This is a genomic window from Streptomyces sp. NPDC020490 (assembly GCF_044335305.1).
Classification (GTDB): Bacteria; Actinomycetota; Actinomycetes; order Streptomycetales; family Streptomycetaceae; genus Streptomyces.
The window spans coordinates 57384-82534 of sequence record NZ_JBIRUY010000001.1; the positions used below are offsets into that span (position 1 = coordinate 57384).

The window sequence follows — 25151 nt, forward strand, 5'->3', positions numbered from 1 at the left end:
CGCGCCGGCGGCCGCAGCTCCAATCCGACTCAAGGAAATCCCGCATGCTCTCTCTCCTCGCAGATCGTGTCGTGACAGTGCTCGGGGGAACGGGCCCCCAGGGACGTGGACTGGCCCGCCGCTTCGCCAGCGCCGGGGTGAAGGTGGTCATCGGCAGCCGCAGTGCGGAACGGGCAGCCGACACTGCCACGGCGCTTGCCGCCGCCACCGGCGGCGACGTGACCGGCCTCGACAATCGCGGTGCTGCCGAAGCAGGCGACATCGTCGTGGTCGCCGTCCCCTGGGAAGGACATGGTGAGCTCCTGGCCGAGATGCGTGGCCAGCTCGCCGGCAAGGTGGTGGTCGACTGTGTGAACCCTCTCGGCTTCGACAAGCAAGGCCCCTTCGCGCTGAAGGTCGACGAAGGCTCGGCCGCACAGCAGGCCGCCGCTCTGCTTCCCGACAGCACGGTCGTAGGGGCGTTCCACAACGTCAGCGCGGTGCTCCTCGAGGATCCCGAGGCCGCCCAAGTGGACACGGACGTGCTCGTGCTGGGCGACGACCGCGAGGCGACCGACCTCGTGCAGAGCCTTGCCGACCTGATCCCCGGCGTTCGCGGCGTGTACGGCGGACGCCTGCGCAATGCGCACCAGGTGGAGGCACTGACCGCCAACCTGATCAGCATGAACCGGCGCTACAAGGCTCACTCCGGGATCCGGGTGACAGACCTGGACCGATGACGTCCGTCCGGTATGCCGAGCCCTTCGTGCGGAACAGCGCGACAGTCCCGATCCCGCCGAGGTGGCCGACCACAGTTCTCCGCCCGGCTGCAGGCCCTTGTGCGAGCGGTGCTCGACCGAGGAGATCAGCTCCCGGTGGGCGGTGCCGCAGGTCTTCGGCTTGTCGGCGACCGGCACCCAGGGCACCTGGCGCTGCTTCTCCATCAGCTTCGTCGTGAACCGCTGCGCCGCTTTCGCGTCCGGCTCGGACCGCGGCATGAAGTCCGGCGCGGTGCAGTCCCGGCCGACGGCCCGTTACGCGTAGTCGCGCACCCCGGCTATCTCCGTGAAGACCTCCTCGGGACACCCTTGTCCCCGGCCCGCGGCCGGCCGGGGCGCAACGCTGCGGTGTACTGGGGCCGAACCGGCCGCAGCACTGCCAAACGGTGTCGTGGGAGACGGCCATTCCCCGGCAGGAGCGGTTCTCCGGCTTCGGTGTAACCGAGCGGGACGCGGTGACAGGGCTCCACCGCGTGGGAGATCGTCCCGGCCGGGAACCGGTGCCCCATGTATGACATCGCCGGCTCGGCAGTCTCCACAACCGGTCCTCCCCGACCGATCGACCAACCGGACGACCGCCCAGGACCGACGCCGTCACTCGGCTTGGCAATGCCCCGAAGCGGTGCTCAGGTCAGGGAGGACCTGTTCGCACCAGATGGTCTTGCCCAGGCGGGTGTGCCGGGTGCCCCAGCGGTGGGTCAGCTGGGCGACCAACAGCAGGCCCCGGCCCCCCTCGTCGGTCAGGCGTGCCCGGCGCAGGTGCGGGGCGGTGCTGCTGGCGTCGGACACCTCGCAGATCAGCGTGTCGACCTTGATCAGCCGAACCTGGATGGGCGGTTTGCCATACCGGAGAGCATTGGTGACCAGCTCGCTCACCACCAGTTCAGTCACGAAGCCCAGCTCCGTCAGTCCCCAGGCTGCCAGCCGGTCCCCGGCCCAGGCGCGGGCGTCGCCGACAGCAGCCGGATCTGCCGGGGCGTCCAGCGTGGCGACCTGGTCTGCACTCAGGGCGCGGATGCGGGCGAGGATCAGAGCGACATCGTCGGCGTGCTTGGCCGGAAGCAGCTCCTTGAGCACGCGGTCGCACAGGGCGTCCAGCGAGGGTGCAGGCCGGGCGAGCGCGGTACACAGTCGCTTCAGCCCCTCATCGAGGTCACGGACGTGGGCGTCGAGCAGGCCGTCGGTGTACAGAGCGAGCAGGCTGCCTTCAGGCAGTTCCACCTCGGTGGATTCGAACGGCAGGCCGCCCAGTCCGAGCGGGGGTCCGGCAGGTAGCCGCAACACTTGTGCGGATCCGTCAGGGGCCACCGCCAGCGGCGGCGGATGCCCTGCCCGGGCAAGAGCACAGGTGCGGGAAACCGGGTCGTACACCGCGTACGCGCAAGTGGCCCCCAGGTCGGTGGCGTCGGCATGGGCGTCACTGTCTTCCCCGGCAAGGCGGATGACCACGTCATCCAGGTGCGTGAGCAGTTCTTCCGGAGGGAGATCGATGTCCGCAAGGGTGCGAACCGCCGTGCGCAACCGCCCCATGGTGGCGGCGGCGGTCAAACCGCGGCCGACGACATCGCCGACGACCAGAGCCACCCGGGCACCGGACAGGGGAATCACATCGAACCAGTCCCCACCGACGCCGGAGTGCCCGCCGGCGGGCAGGTAGCGGGAAGCGGCCTCGACCGCCACCTGCCCCGGCAGCCGCTGAGGCAGCAAGCTGTGCTGCAGTGCCAGGGCAGCAGTGCGCTCGCGCGTGAACCGCCGAGCGTTGTCCAGACACACCGCGGCCCGGGCGACCAGCTCCTCGGCCAGCAAGCGGTCGCTGTCGGTGAACGGCTCCGGAGTGCTGCGGAGGATGATGGTCACGCCCAGGACAGTGCCGCGCGCGCACACCGGGACGCCCAGTATCCACTGGTATCCCTTCTCCCGGTACGGTTCCTCGCGCACGGGGTCTTCGGCCAGCCAGGCGCGCGCCGCGGGGTCCGTCACTCGGTGGATGATCGAACGGCCGGTCGCCATACAGCGGACCGCAGGTGCGTGCGCGGGGTAGAAGTCCACTTCTCCCGGCTGGAACAGGGCTTCCGGGGCTCCCGGGAGGATCGACTGGTTGGCAACCCTGCGCAGCGCCACCGCGCCCGTGAAAGGACCGGGCTCCTCCCCCTCCAGCAGGGTGTCCAGCAAATCGACGTTGACCCAGTCCGCGTGCAGCAAGGGGAGGATCACATCGGCGAGTTCCTGAGCGGTGCGCATCACGTTCAGGGTGCTGCCGATGCGGGTGCCTGCCTCGTTCAACACGGCCAGCCGCTCGCAGGCGCGGTACTGCTCTGTGGTGTCATCTACCGTGGCGCACAGGCCCAGCACGCGCCCCTGACGGTCCCGCAGCGGGGAGGCGGATACCGAAAAGACACGGTCGTGCTCACGATCGGCGGGCACGCGGCCGCGCATCTCCCGGTTCCGTATGGGCTCACCGGTGGCGAGGGCCTGCCGCAAGCTCCGCTCCCAGGCCGCCGCGTCCCGGCTATGCAGGACATCGGTCAAGCGCTTGCCCCGGTTGTCCGTCTCCGAACCGATCAGGCGGGTCATCGCGGCGTTCTGGCGAGCGCACCGCAGCTTCGTGTCGCAGACCATGAGCGCGACCGTGGAAGATGTGAAGAGCCAGTCCAGTACCGCTTGGTCGTCCGGGGGCAGAGCCACGGACTGCCCGGCGACAGTCGGAGGCAGTGGCCTCTCGTGCGATTCTCGGCCGCCGTCGGCAGCGTTGTCGGCGCTCATACAGCCCGGCCTCACTGGGAGGGAGCATGGGTGGCCCTGGACTGATCTCCAAGCCCTCAGTATGCACCGCGGACAATCCATACTCAACCGACAGCCGGACCGCTCGACGGGCAGACCCTGTTCGCTCCGACCGGGACATGACCGGCCACGGTCTCCGAGGACTCCCGGCTTCGGAGACCTACCTGCGCTCGAAACGATCTCCGACGATCTCCGGGACGGGCTCTTGGGCGGTCGGCCGAGTGTGGCCAGGGTGCATCCGCTGGTCCGCCCAGCTTCTCCCACGACTCGGCTGGGGGCAGGGCCATGATGGGCGGGGGCGGTGATGTCAGGGTGTCTCGGGCGGTGCGCCGACGGTGGCCAGCAGGTGTGTCCAGGTGTGCGCCAGGGACATCGCTGCGGGCGGGCGCCGGGCTGAGCGGGCCACGCGGGCGGTGATGTGGATGAGGTGAGCACGCGGGGTGCCCCGGGCGTGGAAAGCGGTGGCCGTGGCCCTGGAAGCGTCGTTCGCCGGTGGACCAGGGCTCAGGCGGCCTCGCGCGTCCGGAACGCCTGCGCCTCCCAGGTACCGTCCAGGCGCGGGGCCAGCCAACCGGGCGCCGCGGCGCGGAAGGCGGCGGGGGACAGCGCCCCCGCCCCGGCCGGCAGGGCGCCCAGGAGCGGGGCGCCGGCGACCTCCGGCAGGTCGGTGACGTTGCACCGCATCGCCAGGTCGGGCGCAGCGGGCCAGCTGCCGATCACCACGCCCAGCAGCTCCAGTTGCCGGCAGCGCAGTTCGCGGGCCGTCAGTTCGGTCGCGTTGAGCGTGCCGAGCCCGGCCGGCGCGACCACCAGCACCGGCGCCCCCAGCAGGGCGGCCGCGTCCGCCAGGGTGCCGCCCGTCTCGTCGAAGCGGACGAGCAGCCCGCCCGCGCCCTCGACGAGCACCAGGTCGTGCCCGGCCGCCAGTTTCTGCGCGGCCTCGGCCACCTGGTGCGGGCTGACCGTCGCCAGTCCCGCCCGCCGGGCGGCCGTCGCCGGGGCCAACGGCTCCGGATAGCGGGCCAGTTCGGCAGTCGTCACGGCGCCCGCGAGCCGGGCCACCTCGTCGGCGTCCCCGCGCTCGTCGGGCCGTACCCCCGTCTGCGCGGGCTTCACCACCGCCACCGACCGGCCGGCGGCCAGCGCGGCGGCGGCGACGGCGGCCGTGGTGACCGTCTTGCCGACCTCCGTGCCCGTGCCCGTGATCACCAGTACCGGCATGTCATCCCTCCCGTGCGGCGGCGCACACCGCGCGCGTGATCCGTGCCACGTCCGCGTCGCCCGTGACGTACGGCGGCATCGTGTAGACCAGGTCGCGGAACGGCCGCAGCCACACGCCCTCGCGTACGGCGGCGGCCGTGGCGGCCGTCATGTCCACCTCGTGGTCGAGCTGGACGACCCCGATGGCGCCGAGGACCCGTACGTCCTTCACGCCCGGAAGCTCCGTGGCCGGCGCCAGCCCCTCGCGCAGCCCCGCCTCGATCCGCCGGACCTCCGCCCGCCAGTCCTGGCCGAGCAGCAGCTCGATGGAGGCGCAGGCGACGGCCGCGGCGAGCGGGTTGCCCATGAAGGTCGGGCCGTGGGCGAGCACCGGCACCTCGCCCCGCGAGATGCCGTCGGCCACCCGGGAGGTGCACAAGGTGGCCGCCATCGTCAGATAGCCGCCGGTCAGCGCCTTGCCCACGCACATCACATCCGGCGTCACCGCCGCCTGCTCCGCCGCGAACAGCGTCCCCGTGCGCCCGAACCCGGTCGCGATCTCGTCGAACACCAGCAGCACGTCGTGCGCGTCGCACGCCTCGCGCAGCACCCGCAGATACGCGGGGGAGTGGAACCGCATCCCGCCCGCGCCCTGCACCACCGGCTCGACGATCACCGCGGCCAGTTCGTCCGCGTGCTCCCCGATCGCCGAGCGCAGCCGCTCGGCGTACGCCTCGTCCCAGTCCGCCGGCGGCGCGTCCACGAACACCTGCCGGGGCAGCACCCCGGTCCACAGCTCGTGCATCCCGCCCTCGGGGTCGCACACCGACATCGGCTGCCAGGTGTCGCCGTGGTAGCCGCCGCGCCAGGTCAGCAGCCGCCGCTTGGCGGGGCGGCCCAGCGAGCGCCAGTACTGCAGGCACATCTTGACCGCCACCTCCACCGACACCGAGCCGGAGTCGGCGAGGAAGACGTGCTCCAGGCCGTCCGGCGAGATGTCGACGAGCAGCTTCGCCAGGCGTACGGCGGGCTCGTGGGTGAGCCCGCCGAACATCACGTGACTCATCCGGCCGAGCTGCTCGCGGGCGGCCTCGTTCAGCACCGGGTGGTTGTAGCCGTGGATCGCCGACCACCAGGACGACATGCCGTCGACCAGCTCGCCCGAGCCGTCGGCCATGCGCAGCCGCACCCCGTTCGCCGACCCGACGACGAGCGGTTCGGCGCGGCCGGGCATCGGACCGTACGGATGCCACACGTGGCGCCGGTCGAGCTCCAGCAGTTCGGCGACGGGCAGGTCAGGCATTGGGCGCGAGGTCCGTTCCGGCGCCGCGACGGCGTACCGCGACCAGGTCGGTGCGCGGCTCGGCGGCCGTCGGCACCGCCGCTGCGGCCGTCGCGGCCGTACCGCAGACACCTCCGCCCTCGTGCGACCCGCACCCGGCGCCTTCCGCCCCCTCGTGCGACCCGCACCCGGCGCCCTCGGCCCCCTCGTGCGACCCGCACCCCGCGCCTTCGTGCGACCCGCACCCTCCGCCGGCCGCCGCCCGGTGCTCCGGCAGGGTCACCTGCTCGCTGCCCTCCACCTCGAAGCCGGCGTCGGCGATCATGTCCAGGTCGGCCTTGCCCGCCTGGCCCTCGCTGGTCAGGTAGTCCCCGAGGAAGATCGAGTTGGCCAGGTGCAGGGCGAGGGGCTGCATCGTGCGCAGGTGCACCTCGCGGCCGCCCGCGATGCGGACCTCGACGTCCGGGCACACGAACCGGACCATCGCCAGGATGAGCAGGCAGCGCTGCGGCGTGAGGTTCCACTCCTTGGCCAGCGGGGTGCCCTCGAACGGGATGAGGAAGTTGACCGGCACCGAGTCCGGGTCCAGCTCGCGCAGCGAGAAGACCACGTCCACCAGGTCCTCGTCGGTCTCGCCCATGCCCGCGATCAGGCCCGAGCAGGCCGACAGGCCCGCCGCGTGCGCCTTGTGCACGGTGTCCACGCGGTCGGCGTAGGTGTGCGTGGTCGTGATCTCCCCGTACGTCCCCTCGGACGTGTTGAGGTTGTGGTTGTAGGCGTCGGCGCCGGCCTCCCGCAGCCGCTCCGCCTGGCCGTCGGAGAGCAGGCCGAGGCACGCGCACACCTCGACGTCCTCGTTCTGCTCCTTGATCGCCTTGATGGTGTCCGAGACCCGGTCCACGTCGCGGTCGGTCGGCCCGCGCCCGCTCGCCACCAGGCAGACCCGCTTGGCGCCGCCCGCCAGACCGGCCGCGGCGGCCCGGGAGGCCTCGTCGGGCTTGAGCCAGGTGTACTTCAGGATGTCGGCCTTGGAGCCGAGCCGCTGGGAGCAGTACGAGCAGTCCTCCGGACACAGTCCGGACTTGAGGTTGACCAGGTAGTTGAGTTTGACCCGTCGGCCGAACCAGTGCCGGCGCACCTTGCCGGCCGCGGCCACCACATCGAGCAGGTCGTCGTCGGAAGCGGCGAGGACGGCCAGAGCTTCCTCGCGGGTCGGCAGCTCGCGCCGAAGCCCCTTGTCCACCAGCGTGTTCAACAGGTCCATGAGAGCCGATCCTGTCCTACGAGGCGGCCCGGGGCCAAGGAGAGTTTGAACAACGGAGACACTTCGATGTGTGGGTATCGCCACATCATGGGCCGGGGGACGTGCGGCTAGGGTCTGTCCACTGCCTAAAAATGCCCTCGGAGGAGCCATGGCGTTCGGCTGGATCGACGAGCAGGCGGAGCTGCGCCGGCGTGCCGGACTCGTGCGGACCCTGCGCCCCCGTCCGGCCGATTCGTCGCTGCTCGACCTGGCGAGCAACGACTACCTGGGCCTGGCCCGTCATCCCGAGGTCGCCGAGGGCGCGGCGCGGGCCGCGCGGGTCTGGGGCGGCGGCGCGACCGGGTCCCGGCTGGTGACCGGCACCACCGAACTGCACGCCGAGCTGGAGCGCGAGCTGGCAGCCTTCTGCGGCGTCGAGGCGGCGCTCGTCTTCTCCTCCGGCTACGCGGCCAACCTCGCCGCCGTCACCGCGCTCGCGCCGCACGGCTCGCTGATCGTCTCCGACGCGGGCAACCACGCGTCGCTGATCGACGGCTGCCGGCTGGCCCGGGGCACCACCCAGGTCGTCGGGCACGCCGATCCGGAGGCGGTGCGCAAGGCGCTGGGCACGCACCGGGGCGCGGCCGTCGTCGTGTCCGACACGGTCTTCTCGGTCGACGGGGACGCGGCGCCGCTGGCCGGGCTCGCGGCGGCCTGCCGGGAGCACGGCGCCGGGCTGGTCGTCGACGACGCCCACGGGCTGGGCGTCCTCGGCGACGGCGGCCGCGGGGCGCCGCACGCGGTGGGGCTCGCGGGTGCCGACGACGTCGTCGTCACGGTCACGCTGTCCAAGTCGCTCGGCAGTCAGGGCGGCGCCGTCCTGGGTCCCGCCCGGGTGATCGACCACCTGGTGAACGCGGCCCGGACCTTCATCTTCGACACGGGGCTGGCGCCCGCGTCCGCGGGCGCCGCCCTGGCGGCCGTGCGGCTGCTCGGCCGCGAGCCGCAGCGGGCGGCGCGGGCCCGCGCGGTGGCGGCCGACCTGCACGCACGCCTGACGGCCGACGGCCTGCAGGCGGTACGACCGGACGCCGCGGTCGTCTCCGTGCGCGCGCCGTCCCCGGAGGGGGCCGTGCGGTGGGCGGCCGACTGCCGGGCGGCAGGGCTGGCCGTGGGCTGTTTCCGACCTCCTTCCGTGCCCGACGGCGTCTCACGGCTCAGGCTGACCGCCCGCGCGGACCTCTCCGAGGCGCAGATCGAACATGCGGTGCGAGTGATCGGCGGGACTCGACCATGAGTCGGCGTGACACGGCCGGGCTCCGCACGACGCGGATCTGCTCCGCACGACGCGGATCTGATCAGTGCTTCAACGCGGCCGTGAACCCGGCCCAGCTCTCCGGCGAGAAGAGCAGTGCGGGCCCGGCCGGGTCCTTGGAATCTCGGACGGCGAGCAGACCGGCCCACGGGCCGGACCGCGGCGCCGCCGTCTCCACACAGTTGTTCGCACCGGTGCTGTAGCTGCTGCGCAGCCACCGCACGCCGTGCGGAACGATGCTGGAGGGGACGTTCCGAGGCAGTGCTGACATGGTGCCTCCTTACCCGCCGACGACTGTGCCGGCGAGGTAATCCAATGAGTCCTCGGGCGAAAGGGCTTGGATCTGAAGGGAGTTGAAGGCCTCCGTGTAGGCCTGGAGGTCTTCTTTCCGTTCCAAGTGGAGGCTACTCGTCAGGTGGTCTAGAACAACCACGTCCAGATCAGAAGTGCTCGAAAATGAGAAAATAACGAAAGACCCGGTGACGCCGACGTGTGCTCCGGCGCCGAACGGCAGGATCTGCAGCCGTACTTGCGGCAGGCGCGCCGCCTCGACCAGGCGTTCGAGCTGCCGCGCCATGACCTCGGGCCCGCCGATCTCCCGGCGCAGCACCGCCTCGTCCAGCACCGCGCTGAACTCCAGGGGCGGGTCGGCCCGCAGCACCTCCTGCCGGGCCAGGCGCACCTCGACCAGCGCGTCGAGCCCCGCGTCGTCCAGCCCGCGGACCGCGGCCCGGGTCACCGCCCGCGCGTACTCGGGCGTCTGCAGCAGCCCCGGCACCACCGACGTCTCCAGGGTGCGCATCGCGTCGGCCTGGGACTCCAGGCTGATGAAGTCGCTGTAGTCCGGCGGCAGGATGCCGCGATAGGCGTGCCACCAGTGGTGCCGGCCGGTGTTCTCGTCCGAGCCCGCCAGCACCAGCATCAGATCGCGCAGCCGCGGATCGGACACCCCGTAGGCGTCCAGGAGCAACCGCACATCGGCCGGTTTCACCCCGCTGGTGCCCGTCTCGATACGACTGACCTTCGACTGGTGCCAGCCCACCAGCCGCGCCGCCTCACCGCTGGTGAGCCTCGCCTCGGCGCGCAGCGCACGCAGTTCGGCGCCCAGCTTCCTGCGGCGCACCGCGGGACCGTGCTGCATGGGTCCCTCCTTACTCCTTATGAGGCGCCCCAATACGGTCTCTCGTGGCAGAGTTCACCGCTTTGAGCGACAGATATATGCATATCTCGGTGGATCGCCAGCCGTGACCCGTGCGGTGATGGCAGTCTGACGGCGAAGCACCAGTCCGGGACCGTACTCGAACCATCCGCTCCGTGTCGGACCAGCGGCCCCGGGGGAAAGGGACGACGTCGTCATGGCAGACCATCTGGAAGCATCCGTCACTCTGCCGAGCGATCCCGCCTCGGTCTGCGCGGCCCGCACCTACGCGATCGACACCCTCGCGGAGTGGGGCCTGGCGCCGCACACGGAGGTGGCCGACACCGTGCGGCTCATCGTCTCCGAACTCGCCACCAACGCCGTCCAGCACACCCTCGGGCAGTCGCCCACCTTCACCGTCGGACTCGAACTCGACCGCGACGAACAGCTGCGCATCGGGGTCACCGACAGCCACCCCCGGTTCCCGAAGCGGCTGCCCGCCGCCGTCCAGCAGGACAACGGCCGCGGCCTGGTGATCATCCGCTGGCTGACCGCCGAGTGCGGCGGCAGACTCTGCGTGCGCCCCACCCGGGAGGGCGGCAAGACCGTCTCCGTCGAACTGCCGTGGAAGGTGCCGGCCCGGCCGGTGCCGGCAGCCGGGCAGCAGGAGCCGTAGCGGGGCTCGGGCGAGGGGGTTCAGCGGCGCCGTACCGGCGGCTCCCGGTGCACGGCCCCGTCCAGCGGCGCTCCCGGCTGCCTGACGACGGGCGCGGCCTGCTGCGCGCCCTGCTGCGGGGCCTGCTGTTCGGCGGACAGGCCCGCCCGCCGCACCAGGCGAGGCAGCAGCCACCACAGGCCGAGGCACACGCACAGGGTGGCCGCGCCCGCGGCCACGCCGCCCGCCCGGCCCGTCGTCACGTCCACCACGAGCAGCACCGAGCCGGTGAACGCCAGCACCAGCACACCCATGCCGATGGTGGCGAGCCGTGAGGACACCTGGACGACGCGCGGCTTGGCGCCCCGCTGGAACAGCGAGCGGTGCAGCGCGGCCGGCGCGGTGAACAGGGCGGCGGCGAGGACCGCGAGCAGCAGTGTGGTGACGTAGGTGGCCCGCTGGACCGGGTCGAGGGACGGGAAGCGCGGGGTGAAGGCCAGGGTCAGCAGGAAGGCGAAGAGGATCTGCACGCCGGTCTGGGTGACGCGCAGTTCCTGGAGCAGTTCGCCGAAATTGCGGTCGGCGCGCTCCAGCGGGGTCTCGTTGCGTGCGGTGCAGGGGACATGGTCGGCCATGGTTGAACGGATAACCGGTCAGGGCCCTGTCACGCCTCGTGGGGTGGCGGCGTGTCAGGGGCGCCGCCACCGCACGCAAGGATCAGCTGACCCGGCCGTACCAGACGCTCTTCGTCCAGATCTTCTGCAGTCTCACCACGTCCCCGGTCTTCGGGGCGTGCCAGATCTTCCCCTTTCCGGCGTAGATGCCGACGTGGTAGACGTACGAACCCGAATGGAAGAACACGAGGTCTCCGGCCTTGCGGCTCTTGGCGGAGATGTGGCGGGTCTTGTTGTACTGCTGGGCCGCGGTACGCGGCAGGCTCTTGCCCGCCTTCTTGAACGAGTACAGCGTGAGCCCGGAGCAGTCGAACCGGTACGGCCCGGTGGCACCCCACCGGTAGGGCGCACCCTTCTTGGAAGCCGCGATCTGCAATGCCTTCGTCGCGGGCGTCGCGGCGGCCGCGTCGGAGGCGAAGCCCGGGACCACGACCGAGCCGCCCACCGCGGCGATGGTGAGGGCCGAGGCCGTGCCGGCCCGGACCATCATCGACGGGACACGATTGAGCGCAGTCATGCGCAACCCTTCGTCAGCCGCCTGTGAAGGATGACCTGTCGGATTCGGGCTGGCGAAGTTGCCCGGCCGCGTGCGCGGCTTCACCCCAAGGGCTGCTCGGCCCGGTCATGGCGTGACCGTTCCGGCGACCCGTCGTGCTTGGGTCCTCCACTCCTGCCGATCCACTCCTGTCGACCGGTCATCCGGGCGGCGGCAGGACTCGGCGTCCGCCCGGATCGCCCCGCCGCGGCGGCGGGGACTTGTCGTCAGACACGGATCTTGGCTCACGGATTTCCGAAAAGCCCAACGGAAACGGGGATTTGTGTTGTTACTCACCACTCACCCGTTCGGGTGCCCACCGCTGTGTTCGGACGCGCGTCATCACCTCCGAAACCGCCCGGACCAGCGAAGAAGGCCCTCATCCCGCCTTGGGGCCGGGCCCGTTGCGCAACCCGACCGGTCAAAAAAGAGGAGGTGTGTCTAGTCCGGAAGGCGGTACGCCGTTTGGTCCGTTTCGGCCCCGGCCCGGACACCGCGCCGGGCGACCGCGGCCCGCGCCCGGCGCGTGCCTCAAGTGCCGGACTGCGGGGGCACGGTGACCCGGGCGGTGCGCCGCTCGCCGTCCAGCACCCGCAGCGCCCGCGCCAGGGTGGGGGCGTGCAGTTCGGTCTCGCCCCGTTGGTGCATCAGGGCGAGCGCGTCGCGCAGTTCGGCCGCCCGGGCCACCAGCGCCTGCGCGGCCCGCAGCCCGCCGTAGGTGTCGCCGTGGCGGGCCGGATTGATGCGGCCGAGCAGGTCGGCCACGTCGAGGTAACGGTCGATCAGCTCGCCCTCGGCGCGGGTCAGCGCGGGCAGCGGCGGGAGTTCGGGCGGGAGCACCGGCCGCTCACCTCCCGGCGGGCGGGGCGAGGGGCGCCCGGCGGCCGGGGACGATCCGGTCCACCAGGCCGTAGTCCACGGCCTGCCGGGCGTCGAAGACCCGGTCCCGCTCGATGTCGGCGCCGATCTTCTCCCGGCTGTGTCCGGTGGCCCGGGCCAGCATCTCCTCCACGAGACGGCGATTGCGCGTCAGTTCCTCCGCCTGCACCGCCAGATCACTCGCCTGGCCCCGCACCGGCTCGGCGAGCGCGGGCTGGCGGATCACCACCCGCGCGCCCGGCAGTGCGGAGCGCTTGCCCGGAGTCCCGGCGGCCAGCAGCACCGCGGCCGTGGAGGCGGCCTGCCCCAGGCACGTCGTCTCCACGTCGCAGGAGACGTACCGCATCGTGTCGTAGAGCACCGTCATGGCGCTGAACGAGCCGCCCGGCGAGTTGATGTACAGCGCGATGTCCCGGCCGGGGTCCTTGTGCTCGAGGTACATGAACTGGGCCGTCAGGTCGTTCGCCGCGGTGTCGTCGAGGGGCGTGCCGAGGAAGAGGATCCGCTCCTCCAGCAGCTTCGCGTACGGATCCGTCGGCCTGTGCCCGGACGCGGTCCGTTCGGTGAACCCGGGCAGGACGTGGCGGGCGGACGGTCGGGTCATGGCATACCCCTCCTCGCGACAGAGCTGTCCCCGGAGCTGCCCCCCGGAGCTGTCTCTGTAAAAAATGTACAGGACGTACATGACGTTATGATGGAGGTATGGCCTACGAGATTCCGGTGACGCAAGCCAGGGCTGAGCTCGCCGACCTGATCAACCGGGTGGTGTACGGCGGTGAGCGCGTCGTGGTGACGCGGCACGGCAAGCCCCTCGTCGCCCTCGTCTCCGCCGCCGACCTGGAACGGCTCGACGCGCTCGACCAGCCGGCGGAGGACCAGGTGATCAGCGCGGTCTCCACGGTCCGCGAGGTCGCGTCCGCGCCCCGCGAGCCCCGGCGGTTCGGCATCGCGGCGGAGCACCGGAGGCCGGGCGCGTCGTAGACCCCGCGCGCGGGTAGAGGCTCCCGGGGCGGCGGCCGGGAAGGTCACGGCTCGGTTAACGTGCCGGAAACCCGGTCCAACTAGCCTGCCCTCCCACGCCACCAGGGACTTTGCCCCGTGGCCGCGGCAACCGGGCCCCGCACGGTCCGGAGCGAGGACTGTGAGGTGGTTACGTGCAACTGACGCCGCACGAGCAAGAGAGGCTGCTGATCCACGTGGCGGCCGACGTCGCGGAGAAGCGCCGGGCCCGCGGGCTCAGGCTCAACCACCCCGAGGCGGTCGCCCTGATCACCTCGCACATCCTCGAAGGCGCCCGCGACGGCCGCACGGTCGCCGAGCTGATGGCCTCCGGGCGCACGGTGCTGACCCGGGACGACGTCATGGACGGCGTGCCGGAGATGATCCACGACGTCCAGGTGGAGGCGACCTTCCCGGACGGCACCAAGCTGGTCACCGTCCACGACCCGATCGTCTGAGAGGGCCGTCGATGATCCCCGGAGAGATCCTGTTCGCCGACGGCCCGATCGTCTGCAACGAGGGCCGCGAGGTCACCCGGCTGACCGTGCTCAACGCCGCCGACCGGCCCGTCCAGGTCGGCTCCCACTACCACTTCGCCGAGGCCAACCCCGGCCTGGAGTTCGACCGCGCCGCGGCCCGGGGCAAGCGGCTGAACGTCGCCGCCGGCACCGCCGTGCGCTTCGAGCCCGGGATCCCCGTCGACATCGAACTCGTCCCGCTCGCCGGCGCCCGCATCGTGCCGGGGCTGCGCGGGGAGACCGGAGGTGCCCTCGATGCCTGAGATCTCGCGCGCCGCGTACGCCGACCTGTTCGGCCCGACGACCGGCGACCGCATCCGGCTCGCCGACACCGACCTGCTGATCGAGATCGAGGAGGACCGCAGCGGCGGCCCCGGCGCCGCCGGCGACGAGGCCGTCTTCGGCGGCGGCAAGGTCATCCGCGAGTCCATGGGCCAGTCGCGTGCCACGCGCGCGGACGGCGCCCCCGACACCGTCATCACCGGCGCCGTCGTCGTCGACCACTGGGGCGTCGTCAAGGCCGACATCGGCATCCGCGACGGCCGCATCACCGGGATCGGCAAGGCGGGCAACCCCGACACCATGGACGGGGTCCACCCGGACCTGGTGATCGGCCCGGAGACCGAGGTCATCGCCGGCAACGGGCGCATCCTGACGGCCGGCGCCATCGACGCGCACGTCCACTTCATCTGCCCGCAGATCGCCGACGAGGCGCTGTCCGCCGGCATCACCACCCTGGTCGGAGGCGGCACCGGACCGGCCGAGGGCTCCAAGGCCACCACCGTCACCCCCGGCCCCTGGCACCTGGCGCGGATGCTGGAGGCGATGGAGGCCTACCCGCTGAACATCGGCTTCCTCGGCAAGGGCAACACCGTCTCCCAGGAGGCGATGCTGTCCCAGATCCGCGGCGGCGCGCTGGGCCTGAAGCTGCACGAAGACTGGGGATCCACCCCGGCCGTCATCGACGCCTCCCTGACCGTCGCCGACCGGACCGGCATCCAGGTCGCCATCCACACCGACACGCTCAACGAGGCCGGCTTCGTGGGCGACACCCTCGCGGCGATCGCCGGGCGCGGCATCCACGCGTACCACACCGAGGGCGCGGGCGGCGGGCACGCGCCGGACATCATGACCGTCGTCTCCCAGCCGAACGTGCTGCCCAGCTCCACCAACCCGACGCGGCCGTTCACCGTCAACACCGCCGAGGAGCACCTCGACATGCTGATGGTGTGCCACCACCTCAACCCGGCGGTGCCGGAGGACCTGGCCTTCGCCGAGTCCCGCATCCGGCCGTCCACCATCGGGGCGGAGGACATCCTGCACGACCTCGGCGCGATCTCGATCATCTCCTCCGACTCCCAGGCCATGGGCCGCGTCGGCGAGGTGGTCCTGCGGACCTGGCAGACGGCGCACGTGATGAAGCGGCGCCGGGGCGCGCTGCCCGGTGACGGGCGGGCGGACAACCGGCGGGTGCGCCGGTACGTCGCCAAGTACACGATCAACCCGGCCCTCGCACAGGGCCTGGCCCGGGAGATCGGGTCCGTGGAGACCGGCAAGCTCGCCGACCTGGTGCTGTGGGAGCCGGCGTTCTTCGGCGTGAAACCGCACCTCGTCCTCAAGGGCGGCCAGATCGCCTACGCGCAGATGGGCGACGCCAACGCCTCCATCCCGACGCCGCAGCCGGTCCTGCCGCGGCCGATGTACGGGGCGTTCGGGCGGGCGCCGGCCGCCAACTCGCTGAACTTCGTCGCCCCGCTCGCGATCGAGGACGGGCTGCCGGAACGGCTCGGGCTCGGCAAGCGGTTCACCGCCATCGACTCGACGCGCGGGGTGACCAAGGCGGACATGCGCGAGAACGCCGCGCGGCCCGAGGTGCGGGTCGACCCCGACAGCTTCGCCGTGCACATCGACGGCGAACTCGTCGAGGCCACGCCGGCCGCCGAACTGCCCATGGCCCAGCGTTACTTCCTCTTCTGATGTCCCGGGCCGCGCTTCTCGTCCTGGCCGACGGCCGCTTTCCCGCCGGAGGGCACGCGCACTCCGGCGGGGCGGAGGCGGCCGTGAAGGCCGGGCGGATCACGTCGGCGGCGAGTCTGGAGGAGTTCTGCCGGGGCCGGCTGCACACCACGGGCCTCGTCGCGGCGGCGACGGCCGCGGCGGCGGTGCTCGGCGTGGACCCGTCGGTGCTGGACGCCGCCGCCGACGCGCGGACGCCCTCGCCGGCGTTGCGCCTGGCCGCGCGGAAGCTGGGCAGGCAGCTGACGCGGGCCGCCCGGGCGACCTGGCCCTCCGGCGAACTCGACGCGCTGGCCGAGGAGTTCCCCAAGGGGGCGCACCAGCCCGTGGTGCTCGGGCTGGCGGCACGGGCAGCCGGCCTCTCGCCGCAGGACGCGGCGCACTGCGCGGCGTACGAGAGCGTGAGCGGCCCGGCGAGCGCCACCGTGCGGCTGCTCGCCCTCGACCCCTTCGACGCGACGGGGGTGCTGGCGCGGCTGGCGCCGGAGCTGGACCGCGTCGCGGACCGGGCGGTCGAGGCGGCGCGGCGGGTCGCCCGCGAGGGCGTCGACGCGCTGCCCGCGGCGTCGGCCCCGCTGCTGGAGATCGGCGCGGAGGAGCATGCGGCCTGGGGCGTGCGGTTGTTCGCCTCGTGACCCCGGGGACCGCCGCCTGCCCCGGACTCCCTCCGGCCTGAACGGCCGCCACACACAATGCCGGACGGGCCGGATTCGCCGGACCCCTGCCGGAAGACCTTCGGAACGTCATAGGAGCCGACCCATGCATCTCGACCACTCCCACGACGGCCCCTCCGCCGTCAGCGCCGACGCCCGGCGCCCCGACGGCTCCCGCCGGGCGCTGCGGATCGGCCTCGGCGGGCCCGTCGGCTCGGGCAAGACCGCCACCGTCGCCGCCCTGTGCAGGGCGCTGCGCGACGAGTTGTCCCTCGCCGTCGTCACCAACGACATCTACACGCGCGAGGACGCCGAGTTCCTGCTCCGCGAGGCGGTGCTGCCGCCCGAGCGGATCACCGCCGTGGAGACCGGGGCCTGCCCGCACACCGCGATCCGCGACGACATCTCCGCCAACCTGGAGGCGGTGGAGGACCTGGAGGACGAGGCCGGGCCGCTCGATCTCGTCCTCGTCGAGTCGGGCGGGGACAACCTCACCGCGACCTTCTCCAAGGGGCTGGTGGACGCGCAGATCTTCGTGATCGACGTGGCCGGCGGGGACGACATCCCGCGCAAGGGCGGCCCCGGCGTCACCACCGCCGACCTGCTCGTCGTCAACAAGACCGACCTCGCGCCGTACGTCGGCTCCGACCTCGGGCGGATGGCCGCCGACGCCAAGACGCAGCGCGGCGAACTGCCGGTCGTCCTGCAGTCGTTGCGGAGCGAGGGCGGCGTGCGCGAGGTCGCCGGCTGGGTGCGGGCGCGACTCGCGGCGTGGACGGCGTGACCACGGCCGGCGTGACCGCGGCCGGCGTGACCGCGGCCGGGGTGCGCGCGGCCGGGGTGCGCGCGGCCGCGCGGATGCTGACGCGGGGCGACGGGCGTGGCGGCACCGCGCTGCCCGTGCTGGAGAGCGACGGGCCGCTCGCGCTGCGGCGCACCCGGGGGAGCGGCGCCGAGGCGCGGGTGATGCTGGTCGGCGCGATGAGCGGCCCGCTCGGCGGAGACCACTTCACCGTGCGGGCCGATGTGCGGGACGGGGCCCGGCTGCGGGTCGGGTCGGCCGCCGCGACCATCGCGCTGCCGGGACAGGCGGGCGGCGAGGCCCGCTACGACGTCCGGCTCACCGTCGCCGACGGCGGCGAACTGCACTGGCTGCCGGAGCAGTTGATCTCCGCTCGGGGGAGCGACCTGCGCGTCACCACGCGGGCCGAGCTGGGCCCGGCGGCACGGCTGGTGCTGCGCGAGGAGCAGGTGCTGGGGCGCGTGGGGGAGGAACCCGGGCGGCTGACCAGCCGTCTCACCGTACGGATCGGACAGCGGACGGTCCTCGACCAGGAGCTCGGCTGCGGGCCCGGAGCGTCGGCCGGGTGGGACGGTCCGGCCGTGCTCGGCGGGCACCGGGCCGTGGGGCAACTGGTCGTCGTACGGCCCGAGTTCGCGACCCGGGCGGTGCCTGCGCGGATGCTCGGGGAGAGCGCCGCGCTGGTGCCGCTCGCCGGGCCCGCCGTGCTGGTGACCGCGGTGGCCACGGACGCGCTCCGCCTGCGCCGCGTCCTGGACGAGGCGTTGACCGTCCTCGTCTGAGCGGTCGTAGGTGGGGCAGCGCCCCGAAGGGGCGCGGGGAACTGCGCGGCCGGCCACGACGGCGCCGCGGCCGGCTCACCCGCACAACGCCGCCCGTCCAGCGGAGCGTCACGTCTCCGCTGAGCGGGATTCGTCTATCCGTTTATCGGATTGGCAAAGAAGGTCAACAAACCCTGTTCTCAGACGGTTCACAGCCGGAAGGATCCCTCTGTCAACCGCAACCACGCAGGGGGAGGCCCCACTTGAGGGACATCAGACCGAAGAGGCGTGTGGCGGCGCTCGGCTCGGCCGGAGTGCTGGTCACGGCGACGCTGATCGCCGGCGCCGTCGCCGCGCCCTCGGCGAGCGCGAGCGCGGGCGCCCGGCACGGCCAGGACCGCGAGGCGCGCGGAGCCGCGATCGCGGCGGAGCGGGCCGCGAAGGCCGGGATCGACTGGCAGGACTGCCCCGGGGACTGGGGGCTGGAGAAGCCGATCCAGTGCGGCTGGGTCACCGTGCCGCTCGACTACGCCAAGCCGTACGGCAAGCAGATCAAGCTCGCCGTCGACCGCATCGGCAACACCGGGACCGCTCAGGAGCGCCAGGGCGCGCTCGTCTACAACCCCGGTGGCCCCGGCGGCTCGGGCCTGCGCTTCCCGCGCCGGGTCACCACCAAGAGCGCCGTGTGGGCCAACGCGGCCAAGGCGTACGACTTCGTGGGCTTCGACCCGCGCGGCGTCGGCCACTCCGCGCCCATCTCCTGCATGGACCCGCAGGAGTTCGTGAAGGCGCCCAAGGCGGACCCGGTGCCCGACACCGAGGCCGACAAGCTGGCCCAGCGCAAGCTGGCCCGCGAGTACGCCGAGGGCTGCTACGAGCGCAGCGGCGAGATGCTGCCGTACATGACCACGCCGAACACCGTGCGCGACCTGGACGTCATCCGTGCCGCCCTTGGTGAGAAGAAGCTCAACTACCTCGGCGTCTCCTACGGCACGTACATCGGCGCCGTCTACGGCACGATGTTCCCCGGCCACCTGCGCCGCATGATCGTGGACAGCGTGGTCAACCCCTCGCGGGAGAAGATCTGGTACCAGGCCAACCTGGACCAGGACGTCGCCTTCGAGGGCCGCTGGAAGGACTGGGAGGACTGGGTCGCCGCCAACGACGCCACCTTCCACCTCGGCACCACCCGCGACGCCGTGCAGGACAAGTGGCTCCAGTTGCGCGCCACCGCCAAGCAGAGCCCCATCGGCGGGGTCGTCGGCCCGGCCGAGCTGATCTCCTTCTTCCAGAGCGCGCCGTACTACGACTCGACGTGGATACCCATCGCGACGGTGTTCAGCAAGTACGTCGCCGGCGACACCCAGGCGCTCGTCGACGCGGCCGCACCCGACCTCACGGACACCGCGGGCAACATCTCCTCGGAGAACGGCAACGCCGTCTACACGGCCGTCGAGTGCACCGACGCCAAGTGGCCCACCAGCTGGAAGAAGTGGGACCGGGACAACACCGAGCTCAACAAGAACTACCCGTTCATGACCTGGGCCAACGCCTGGATGAACCTGCCGTGCGCCACCTGGCCGGTCAAGCAGCAGACGCCGGTCGAGGTCAAGACGCACAAGGGCCTGCCGCAGGTGCTGATCGTGCAGTCCACGCGTGACGCCGCCACCCCGTACGAGGGCGCCGTCGAACTGCACAACCGCTTCAAGGGCTCCCGCCTGATCACCGAGAAGGACGCGGGCTCCCACGGCGTCACCGGTCTGGTCAACCCCTGCATCAACCAGCGGGTGGACGACTACCTCCTGACCGGCAAGCTGGACGCGGCGGACGTGACGTGCACCCCGCACGCCACGCCCAAGCCGTGACCGGCGGCCGTACGGCATGAGGGGGCGGCCGGTGTCCGGCCGCCCCTTCCTCGTCCCTCAGCCGAGCGGCATCCGGGGGAACCTGCGGGCCTTCTCGCCGTTCGGGGAGGCCTGCTGGGCCTTGGCGACGGCCGCGTACTCGTCGACGTACTCCTGCTCGGACAGCGACAGGATCGCGTACATGATCTCGTCGGTGACGGCCCGCAGGATCGCCTTCTCGTTCTCCATGCCGGCGTACCGCGAGAAGTCGAGGGGCTTGCCGAAGCGGATCGTCACGGACCGGAAGTTCGGGACGACCTGCCCCGGCGGCTGCGCCTCGAAGGTGCCGATCATCGCGCACGGGACCACCGGGACCTGGGCCTTCAGAGCCATCACGGCGACACCGACCTTGCCCTTGTACAGGCGTCCGTCGTGCGAGCGGGTGCCCTCCGGGTAGATGCCGAGCAGTTCGCCCCTGCGCAGCACCCCCAGCCCCTCGCGGATCGCGGCCTGGCCGGCGTCCTTGCCCGTGCGGTCGACCGGGATCTGCCCGGCGCTGCGGAAGAAGGCGGCGGTGAGGCGTCCCTTGATGCCGGAACCCGTGAAGTACTCCTTCTTGGCGAGGAAGGTGATGCGGCGCTTGATGATCGCCGGCATCAGGAAGTGGTCGGAGAAGGACAGGTGGTTGCCCGCGATGATGGCCGGGCCCGAGTCCGGGACGTGTTCGAGGCCTTCGATCCGGGGCCGGAAGAGCAGTCTCAGCAGTGGTCCCAGCAACACGTATTTGAGCAGGTAGTAGAACAAGAGGTCACTCCTCACTCCGGCGGATCGGTGGACTGCCGCGTTTCAGCAGGTCAACCGGCGTGTCGTGGGGCTGCCAGTCTAAGCGCTGGCACAACCTGCCGGAACTGGGCCGTTCGGTCCCCACCCGGGTTCCCCGACGGCCCGTCAGTTCAGCATGGCCCGTCGGTTCAGCACGGCCCGTCGGTTCAGCACGGCCCGTCAGGTCGGCACGGGCCGTCACAGGCGCACGATGACGAGCGCCGTGTCGTCGGTCGCGCCCCCCGGCGGCAGCAGTTCCAGCAGCACGGCGTCGGCGAGGGTCTCGGGGTCGTCCGCGCGATGGCTGCTCAGGGAGTCGGCGAGCCGCGCCAGACCGATGTCGATGTCCTCGCCCCGGCGTTCGATCAGGCCGTCGGTGTACAGCACGAGCGTGGCGCCCGAGGCGTAGCCGGTGGCGGCCTGCGGTCTGGGGAGCGGGACGGGGCACGCGTCCAGCGGCGGGTCGGTGGCCTGGTCGAGGAACTCCAGGCGTCCGTCGGCGTGCAGCAGCACGGGCGGCGGGTGCCCGGCGCTGCTGTAGGTGATGGTGCGTGCGTCCAGGTCGATGAACGTCGTGACGACGGTGGCCGATTCGGCGCCGTCCACCACGTGCGCGTACCGCCCCAGCACGTTCAGGGCCTGCGCCGGTCCGTCCGCGACGCGGGAGGCGGCGCTGAGCGCGCTGCGCAGCTGGCCCATGACACCCGCGGCCGACAGGCCGTGCCCGACCACGTCGCCCACGGACACGCCGATGCGGTTGCCGCCGACCAGGTCGACGAGGTCGTACCAGTCCCCGCACACGTGCAGCGCGCCGATCGCGGGCCGGTAGCGCACCGCCGCCGGGAGGTGGAGCACCTGGCGGCACGCGGGCAGCATCGCCTCCTGCAGCGCCAGCGCCACCTCGCGTTCGTGGGCGTGGGCCTGGCGGAGACGTTCGTTGACCGCCTGCAGTTCGCGGGCGCGCGAATACAGCTCGGCCTCGAGGACGCGGGCGCGGCTGCCGCTGGGGCCGCCGCGGGCCTTGATCAGCTCGGTGACCTCCTCGACGCGGTGCACCAGCAGCGTCACCTTGCCGTCCGCGTCGAGCACCGGCGCGTTGACCGTGCTCCAGTACCGCTCCTGCCACTCTCCGGGCCGCTCCGGGTTCTCCACGTCGTAGCGCTGCATGGCCATGGCGTCGCGTTCGCCGGTGGCCACCACCCGCCGCAGCGAGGCCGCCAGGTTGCGCGTGCCGGAGGCCGAGGAGTCGTTGGGATTGTCGGGGAAGACGTCGAAGAGGTAGCAGCCCACCAGGTCCTCGCGCCTGCGACCGGACAGGGTCACGTACTCGTTGTTGACGTCCGCGTAGACGAGGTCCGTGGTGAGCAGGGCCACCATGCCGGGCAGCGTCTGGAACACCGCCGCGTAGTCGATCGCCTCGCTCATGGCTCCCGCCTCACCACCGGGATCATCATTTTTCCACATGGTATGCCGTTCATGTGTCACTCCGGTGGCTCGGCCAGGGACTGCTCGGCCCAGATGACCTTGCCCTCTGCGAAGAAGCGGGTCCCCCACCGCTGCGAGAACTGGGAGACCAGCAGCAGCCCGCGCCCGCCCTCGTCGGTGGTGCGCGGATGGCGCAGATGCGGAGCGGTGGCGCCGCCGTCGGACACCTCGCAGATCAGGGCGCTGTCCCGGATCAGACGCAGCCGGATGGGCCCGGAGGCGTGCCGGAGGGCGTTGGTGACCAGCTCGCTGACGACGAGTTCGGTGGTGAAGACCAGCTCTTCCAGGCCCCAGTCGGTCAGCTGCCGGGTGGCCTCCTTGCGGGCCTGGGAGACCACGGCCGGGTCGGGGGGCAGGTCCCAGTCCGCCACCTGGCCGGCGCCCAGCAGCCTGGTGCGGGCCATCAGCAGGGCGACGTCGTCGTGCGGGCGGGCCGGAACGAGCGCGTCGACCACCGTGCGGCAGCGCAGCTCGAGCGAGGGCGCGTCCCGCTCCAGGGCCCGGCGCAGCCGGCCGCGGTCGGCGTCGACGGCCCAGTCCTCCCCGTGGGCCAGCAGTCCGTCGGTGTGCAGCGCGATCGTGCTGCCCTCCGCGAGAGCCAGCTCGACCGCCTCGAAGGCCGGTCCGCCGGTGCCGAGCGGCGGACCCACCGGCAGGTCGACGAAGCTGACGGTGCCGTCGGGCAGGATCACGGCGGGCGCCGGGTGGCCCGCGGCGGCCATCGAGCACTGTCCGTCGACGGGGTCGTAGACCACGTACACGCAGCCGCTGCCGACGGAGCGGAACGTTTCGACACCCGGCACGTCCGGTTCCAGGCCCTCCTCGTGGGCCGCCCGGGCGACCAGGTCGTCGAGGTGCCCGAGCACCTCCTCCGGCGGCAGGTCCAGTGCCGCGAGGGTGCGGACGGCGGTGCGGAGCCGGCCCATCGCCGCCGCCGCGTCGATGCCGTGGCCGGGCACCTCGCCGACGACGAGGGCGCCCCGCGCGCCGGACAGCGGGACGAGGTCGTACCAGTCGCCGCCGAGTCCGGTCAGCTCGTCGGCCGGCCGGTAGCAGGCGGCGGCCTCCACCGCGCCCTGCTCGGGCAGCCGGCGCGGCAGCAGGCTGCGCTGCAGCACCAGCGCGGCGTCGCGCTCACGGGTGTAGCGGCGGGCGTTGTCCACGCAGACGGCCGCCCGCGACACCAGGTCCTCGGCGAGGCTCAGGTCGTCCTGGTCGAACGGCTCCTGGCGGCGGCGCCGGAAGAAGGCGGTGACGCCGAGGGTCACGCCCCGCGCGCGCAGCGGCACGATCACCACGCTGTGCAGTCCGGACTCCAGGAAGGCCGTCTCCCGGCGGCCCGGTACGTCCGTCACCCACTCCCTGGCCAGCGGGTCGAGCCGCTCCTCGCGATAGGACTTGCCCGTGACCAGACAGCGGATCGGGGGCGAACCCGGCAGGTAGGCCGCCACCCCGCCGATCTCCACGACGGCTTCCGCGGCGCCGGCGTCCACCGACCGGTGGCCGCCCGGCGCAGCGGCACCGGCTGGGTGTCGTCCAGCGGCCCGGACGCCGGCTCGGCACCCCGCAGCACCGACTCCAGCAGGTCCACGCAGACGAGGTCGGCGAAGGCGGGCACGGCCACGTCGGCCAGCTCCTGCGCGGTCCGCACGACGTCCAGCGTCCGGCCGATCTGCTCGCCGGCCCGGTCGAGCAGGGCCACGCGCTGCCGGGCGCGGTACCGGTCGGTGATGTCGATGACCGTGTAGTAGACGCCCATCGGGTGGCCGTGGTCGTCCTCGAGCCGGCTGAACGACATCATGTGCGCGGTCTCCCGGTGCGGTGCGGTGCGGAGCGGATGGTGCCCACATGCTCGTAGCCGATCACCGGCTCGCCGGTCCTGAGGACGTGCAGCATCTGCGCCTCGATCCCCGTGGAGTCCAGACCGGGCTGGATCTCCGCGAGCCGCCGCCCCAGCCGGTTCTCGGCCGGTCCGCCGCCGAACTGCGTCAGGGCGGCGTTCGACCACACGCAGCGCAGATCGCCGTCCACGATCGCCATGCCGACCGGCGAGCTGGTGACCACCTGCTCCAGGACCGTGCGGCTCATGTCCCAGCCGGGCGCCCCGGCCAGGTCGGACAGCAGGACCAGCCAGCGTGCGAAACCGCCCGACTCGACGGCCGGGGTGATGCGGACCATGACCTTCACCGGCTGCCCGTCCCCGCGCCGGGCGGTCAGCAGGCCCATCCAGCCGCCGTCCTCGCGGCAGCGCTCGATCAGTTCCGGCACCCGAGCGGCGTCCCGGGGGGTCAGCAGCCCCCTGACGTCTCTGCCGACCACCTCGGAGGCGTGGTAGCGCAGCAACTGCTGGGCTCCCCTGGTCCAGCTCGTCACCACGCCCTGTGCGTCCAGCAGGAAGGGCACGGCATCAGCCACGTCGAACCGCTGCCGAGCGACGCTCCGCTCCTCGTGTATGCCCACGGCCGACCTCTCCGTCGTCGAGAGTGGTCTACCACCACATGTCTCAATCTTCGCCCTTCCGGCTCACGGGAGCCCTGCCGACGGGAGCCGAGAGCGGAAGGCGAGAGCGGAAGGGGAAGGCGAGAGCGGAAGGGGAAGGCGAGAGTGGAGGGTGAAGGCGAAAGGGGGAGGTGAAGGCGAAAGGCGAAGGCGAGCGGGGGACACGCGGGAGACGCGGGAAGGCCCGGCCGGGGGGGGGGGGGGGGGGGGGCGGGGGGGGGCGGCGGGGGGGTGGGGGGGCCCGGGGCGGGCGCCCCCGCGGGCCGCCACTCCCAGGGGGCGGGCCGCCCCC

At 72.4% G+C, this 25151-nt stretch carries 24 protein-coding genes, 1 pseudogene and 1 riboswitch; of the genes and pseudogenes, 12 read left to right on the top strand and 13 right to left on the bottom strand.

Annotation, left to right across the window (positions count from 1 at the left end):
• Nucleotides 1–44 precede the first annotated feature (44 nt).
• On the top strand, nt 45–719 hold the full coding sequence (gene npdG / locus ACH4ZX_RS00245) for an NADPH-dependent F420 reductase (protein ID WP_398265048.1): 675 nt from the start codon (nt 45–47) through the stop codon (nt 717–719).
• Nucleotides 720–780: 61 nt separating this feature from the next.
• Entirely contained in the window at nt 781–1023 is a 243-nt protein-coding gene (locus tag ACH4ZX_RS00250; protein WP_398265051.1) for a hypothetical protein, read from the top strand.
• 329 nt (nt 1024–1352) lie between these two features.
• On the opposite strand, the gene ACH4ZX_RS00255 is transcribed toward ACH4ZX_RS00250, so the two are convergent.
• The 4 genes from ACH4ZX_RS00255 to bioB form a co-directional block, all read right to left on the bottom strand.
• Nucleotides 1353–3521 (bottom strand): SpoIIE family protein phosphatase, encoded by a 2169-nt coding sequence (locus ACH4ZX_RS00255; protein ID WP_398265054.1) that lies wholly within the window; start codon nt 3519–3521, stop codon nt 1353–1355.
• Nucleotides 3522–4043: 522 nt separating this feature from the next.
• Nucleotides 4044–4760: a dethiobiotin synthase gene (gene bioD / locus ACH4ZX_RS00260; RefSeq protein WP_398265057.1), complete on the bottom strand. Its 717-nt coding sequence runs from the start codon at nt 4758–4760 to the stop codon at nt 4044–4046.
• Nucleotide 4761: 1 nt separating this feature from the next.
• Complete coding sequence (locus tag ACH4ZX_RS00265) at nt 4762–6042, bottom strand: adenosylmethionine--8-amino-7-oxononanoate transaminase (RefSeq protein WP_398265059.1); 1281 nt, start codon at nt 6040–6042, stop codon at nt 4762–4764.
• Nucleotides 6035–7285 carry a biotin synthase BioB gene (gene bioB / locus ACH4ZX_RS00270; RefSeq protein WP_398265062.1) on the bottom strand — a complete coding sequence of 417 codons (1251 nt, stop codon included), beginning with the start codon at nt 7283–7285 and terminating at the stop codon, nt 6035–6037. Before bioB ends, ACH4ZX_RS00265 begins: the two co-directional genes overlap by 8 nt.
• A gap of 148 nt (nt 7286–7433) precedes the next feature.
• Here bioB and ACH4ZX_RS00275 point away from each other — a divergent pair, with 148 nt between their 5' ends.
• Nucleotides 7434–8561, top strand: a complete 1128-nt coding sequence (locus tag ACH4ZX_RS00275; protein ID WP_398265065.1) for an 8-amino-7-oxononanoate synthase — start codon at nt 7434–7436, stop codon at nt 8559–8561.
• A 61-nt stretch (nt 8562–8622) separates the two neighbouring features.
• On the opposite strand, the gene ACH4ZX_RS00280 is transcribed toward ACH4ZX_RS00275, so the two are convergent.
• Together ACH4ZX_RS00280 and ACH4ZX_RS00285 are read right to left on the bottom strand one after the other, a co-directional pair.
• A complete protein-coding gene (locus ACH4ZX_RS00280) occupies nt 8623–8850 on the bottom strand; it encodes a DUF397 domain-containing protein (RefSeq protein WP_398265068.1) in 228 nt (75 codons plus the stop codon).
• 9 nt (nt 8851–8859) lie between these two features.
• Complete coding sequence (locus tag ACH4ZX_RS00285) at nt 8860–9720, bottom strand: helix-turn-helix domain-containing protein (protein WP_398265071.1); 861 nt, start codon at nt 9718–9720, stop codon at nt 8860–8862.
• Nucleotides 9721–9934: 214 nt separating this feature from the next.
• Between ACH4ZX_RS00285 and ACH4ZX_RS00290 the strand changes: the two genes are divergently transcribed.
• Complete coding sequence (locus ACH4ZX_RS00290; RefSeq protein WP_360753262.1) at nt 9935–10393, top strand: ATP-binding protein; 459 nt, start codon at nt 9935–9937, stop codon at nt 10391–10393.
• Between the two features lie 20 nt (nt 10394–10413).
• Here the strand turns inward: ACH4ZX_RS00290 and ACH4ZX_RS00295 are convergent, their stop codons facing one another.
• The 4 genes from ACH4ZX_RS00295 to ACH4ZX_RS00310 form a co-directional block, all read right to left on the bottom strand.
• Nucleotides 10414–11007: a DUF6328 family protein gene (locus ACH4ZX_RS00295; RefSeq protein WP_398265076.1), complete on the bottom strand. Its 594-nt coding sequence runs from the start codon at nt 11005–11007 to the stop codon at nt 10414–10416.
• An 82-nt stretch (nt 11008–11089) separates the two neighbouring features.
• Complete coding sequence (locus ACH4ZX_RS00300; RefSeq protein WP_398265079.1) at nt 11090–11563, bottom strand: C40 family peptidase; 474 nt, start codon at nt 11561–11563, stop codon at nt 11090–11092.
• Between the two features lie 3 nt (nt 11564–11566).
• A riboswitch (cyclic di-AMP (ydaO/yuaA leader) is annotated at nt 11567–11778 on the bottom strand.
• 334 nt (nt 11779–12112) lie between these two features.
• Nucleotides 12113–12421 carry a hypothetical protein gene (locus ACH4ZX_RS00305; protein WP_398265082.1) on the bottom strand — a complete coding sequence of 103 codons (309 nt, stop codon included), beginning with the start codon at nt 12419–12421 and terminating at the stop codon, nt 12113–12115.
• 7 nt (nt 12422–12428) lie between these two features.
• Complete coding sequence (locus ACH4ZX_RS00310) at nt 12429–13064, bottom strand: ATP-dependent Clp protease proteolytic subunit (protein WP_398265085.1); 636 nt, start codon at nt 13062–13064, stop codon at nt 12429–12431.
• Between the two features lie 98 nt (nt 13065–13162).
• Here ACH4ZX_RS00310 and ACH4ZX_RS00315 point away from each other — a divergent pair, with 98 nt between their 5' ends.
• The 8 genes from ACH4ZX_RS00315 to ACH4ZX_RS00350 all read left to right on the top strand — a co-directional run bounded on the left by ACH4ZX_RS00315 (nt 13163) and on the right by ACH4ZX_RS00350 (nt 20074).
• Nucleotides 13163–13441, top strand: a complete 279-nt coding sequence (locus ACH4ZX_RS00315) for a type II toxin-antitoxin system Phd/YefM family antitoxin (protein WP_398265088.1) — start codon at nt 13163–13165, stop codon at nt 13439–13441.
• Nucleotides 13442–13614: 173 nt separating this feature from the next.
• Nucleotides 13615–13917, top strand: coding sequence for an urease subunit gamma (locus tag ACH4ZX_RS00320; protein ID WP_398265091.1), 303 nt, complete (start codon nt 13615–13617; stop codon nt 13915–13917).
• Nucleotides 13918–13928: 11 nt separating this feature from the next.
• On the top strand, nt 13929–14240 hold the full coding sequence (locus ACH4ZX_RS00325) for an urease subunit beta (protein ID WP_398265094.1): 312 nt from the start codon (nt 13929–13931) through the stop codon (nt 14238–14240).
• A complete protein-coding gene (locus tag ACH4ZX_RS00330; RefSeq protein ID WP_398265097.1) occupies nt 14233–15954 on the top strand; it encodes an urease subunit alpha in 1722 nt (573 codons plus the stop codon). Before ACH4ZX_RS00325 ends, ACH4ZX_RS00330 begins: the two co-directional genes overlap by 8 nt.
• Nucleotides 15954–16628, top strand: coding sequence for an urease accessory protein UreF (locus ACH4ZX_RS00335; protein ID WP_398265100.1), 675 nt, complete (start codon nt 15954–15956; stop codon nt 16626–16628). Before ACH4ZX_RS00330 ends, ACH4ZX_RS00335 begins: the two co-directional genes overlap by 1 nt.
• Nucleotides 16629–16752: 124 nt before the next feature.
• On the top strand, nt 16753–17430 hold the full coding sequence (gene ureG / locus ACH4ZX_RS00340) for an urease accessory protein UreG (protein WP_398265103.1): 678 nt from the start codon (nt 16753–16755) through the stop codon (nt 17428–17430).
• A gap of 74 nt (nt 17431–17504) precedes the next feature.
• Entirely contained in the window at nt 17505–18230 is a 726-nt protein-coding gene (locus ACH4ZX_RS00345; RefSeq protein WP_398266626.1) for an urease accessory protein UreD, read from the top strand.
• 242 nt (nt 18231–18472) lie between these two features.
• Entirely contained in the window at nt 18473–20074 is a 1602-nt protein-coding gene (locus ACH4ZX_RS00350) for an alpha/beta hydrolase (RefSeq protein WP_398265105.1), read from the top strand.
• Between the two features lie 57 nt (nt 20075–20131).
• On the opposite strand, the gene ACH4ZX_RS00355 is transcribed toward ACH4ZX_RS00350, so the two are convergent.
• From ACH4ZX_RS00355 to ACH4ZX_RS00365, 3 genes and pseudogenes are all read right to left on the bottom strand, one after another.
• Nucleotides 20132–20857 (bottom strand): lysophospholipid acyltransferase family protein, encoded by a 726-nt coding sequence (locus ACH4ZX_RS00355; RefSeq protein WP_398265108.1) that lies wholly within the window; start codon nt 20855–20857, stop codon nt 20132–20134.
• A 216-nt stretch (nt 20858–21073) separates the two neighbouring features.
• Nucleotides 21074–22300 carry a SpoIIE family protein phosphatase gene (locus ACH4ZX_RS00360; RefSeq protein WP_398265111.1) on the bottom strand — a complete coding sequence of 409 codons (1227 nt, stop codon included), beginning with the start codon at nt 22298–22300 and terminating at the stop codon, nt 21074–21076.
• A 56-nt stretch (nt 22301–22356) separates the two neighbouring features.
• A pseudogene (locus tag ACH4ZX_RS00365) lies at nt 22357–24820 on the bottom strand (SpoIIE family protein phosphatase).
• Between the last annotated feature and the right edge of the window lie 331 nt (nt 24821–25151).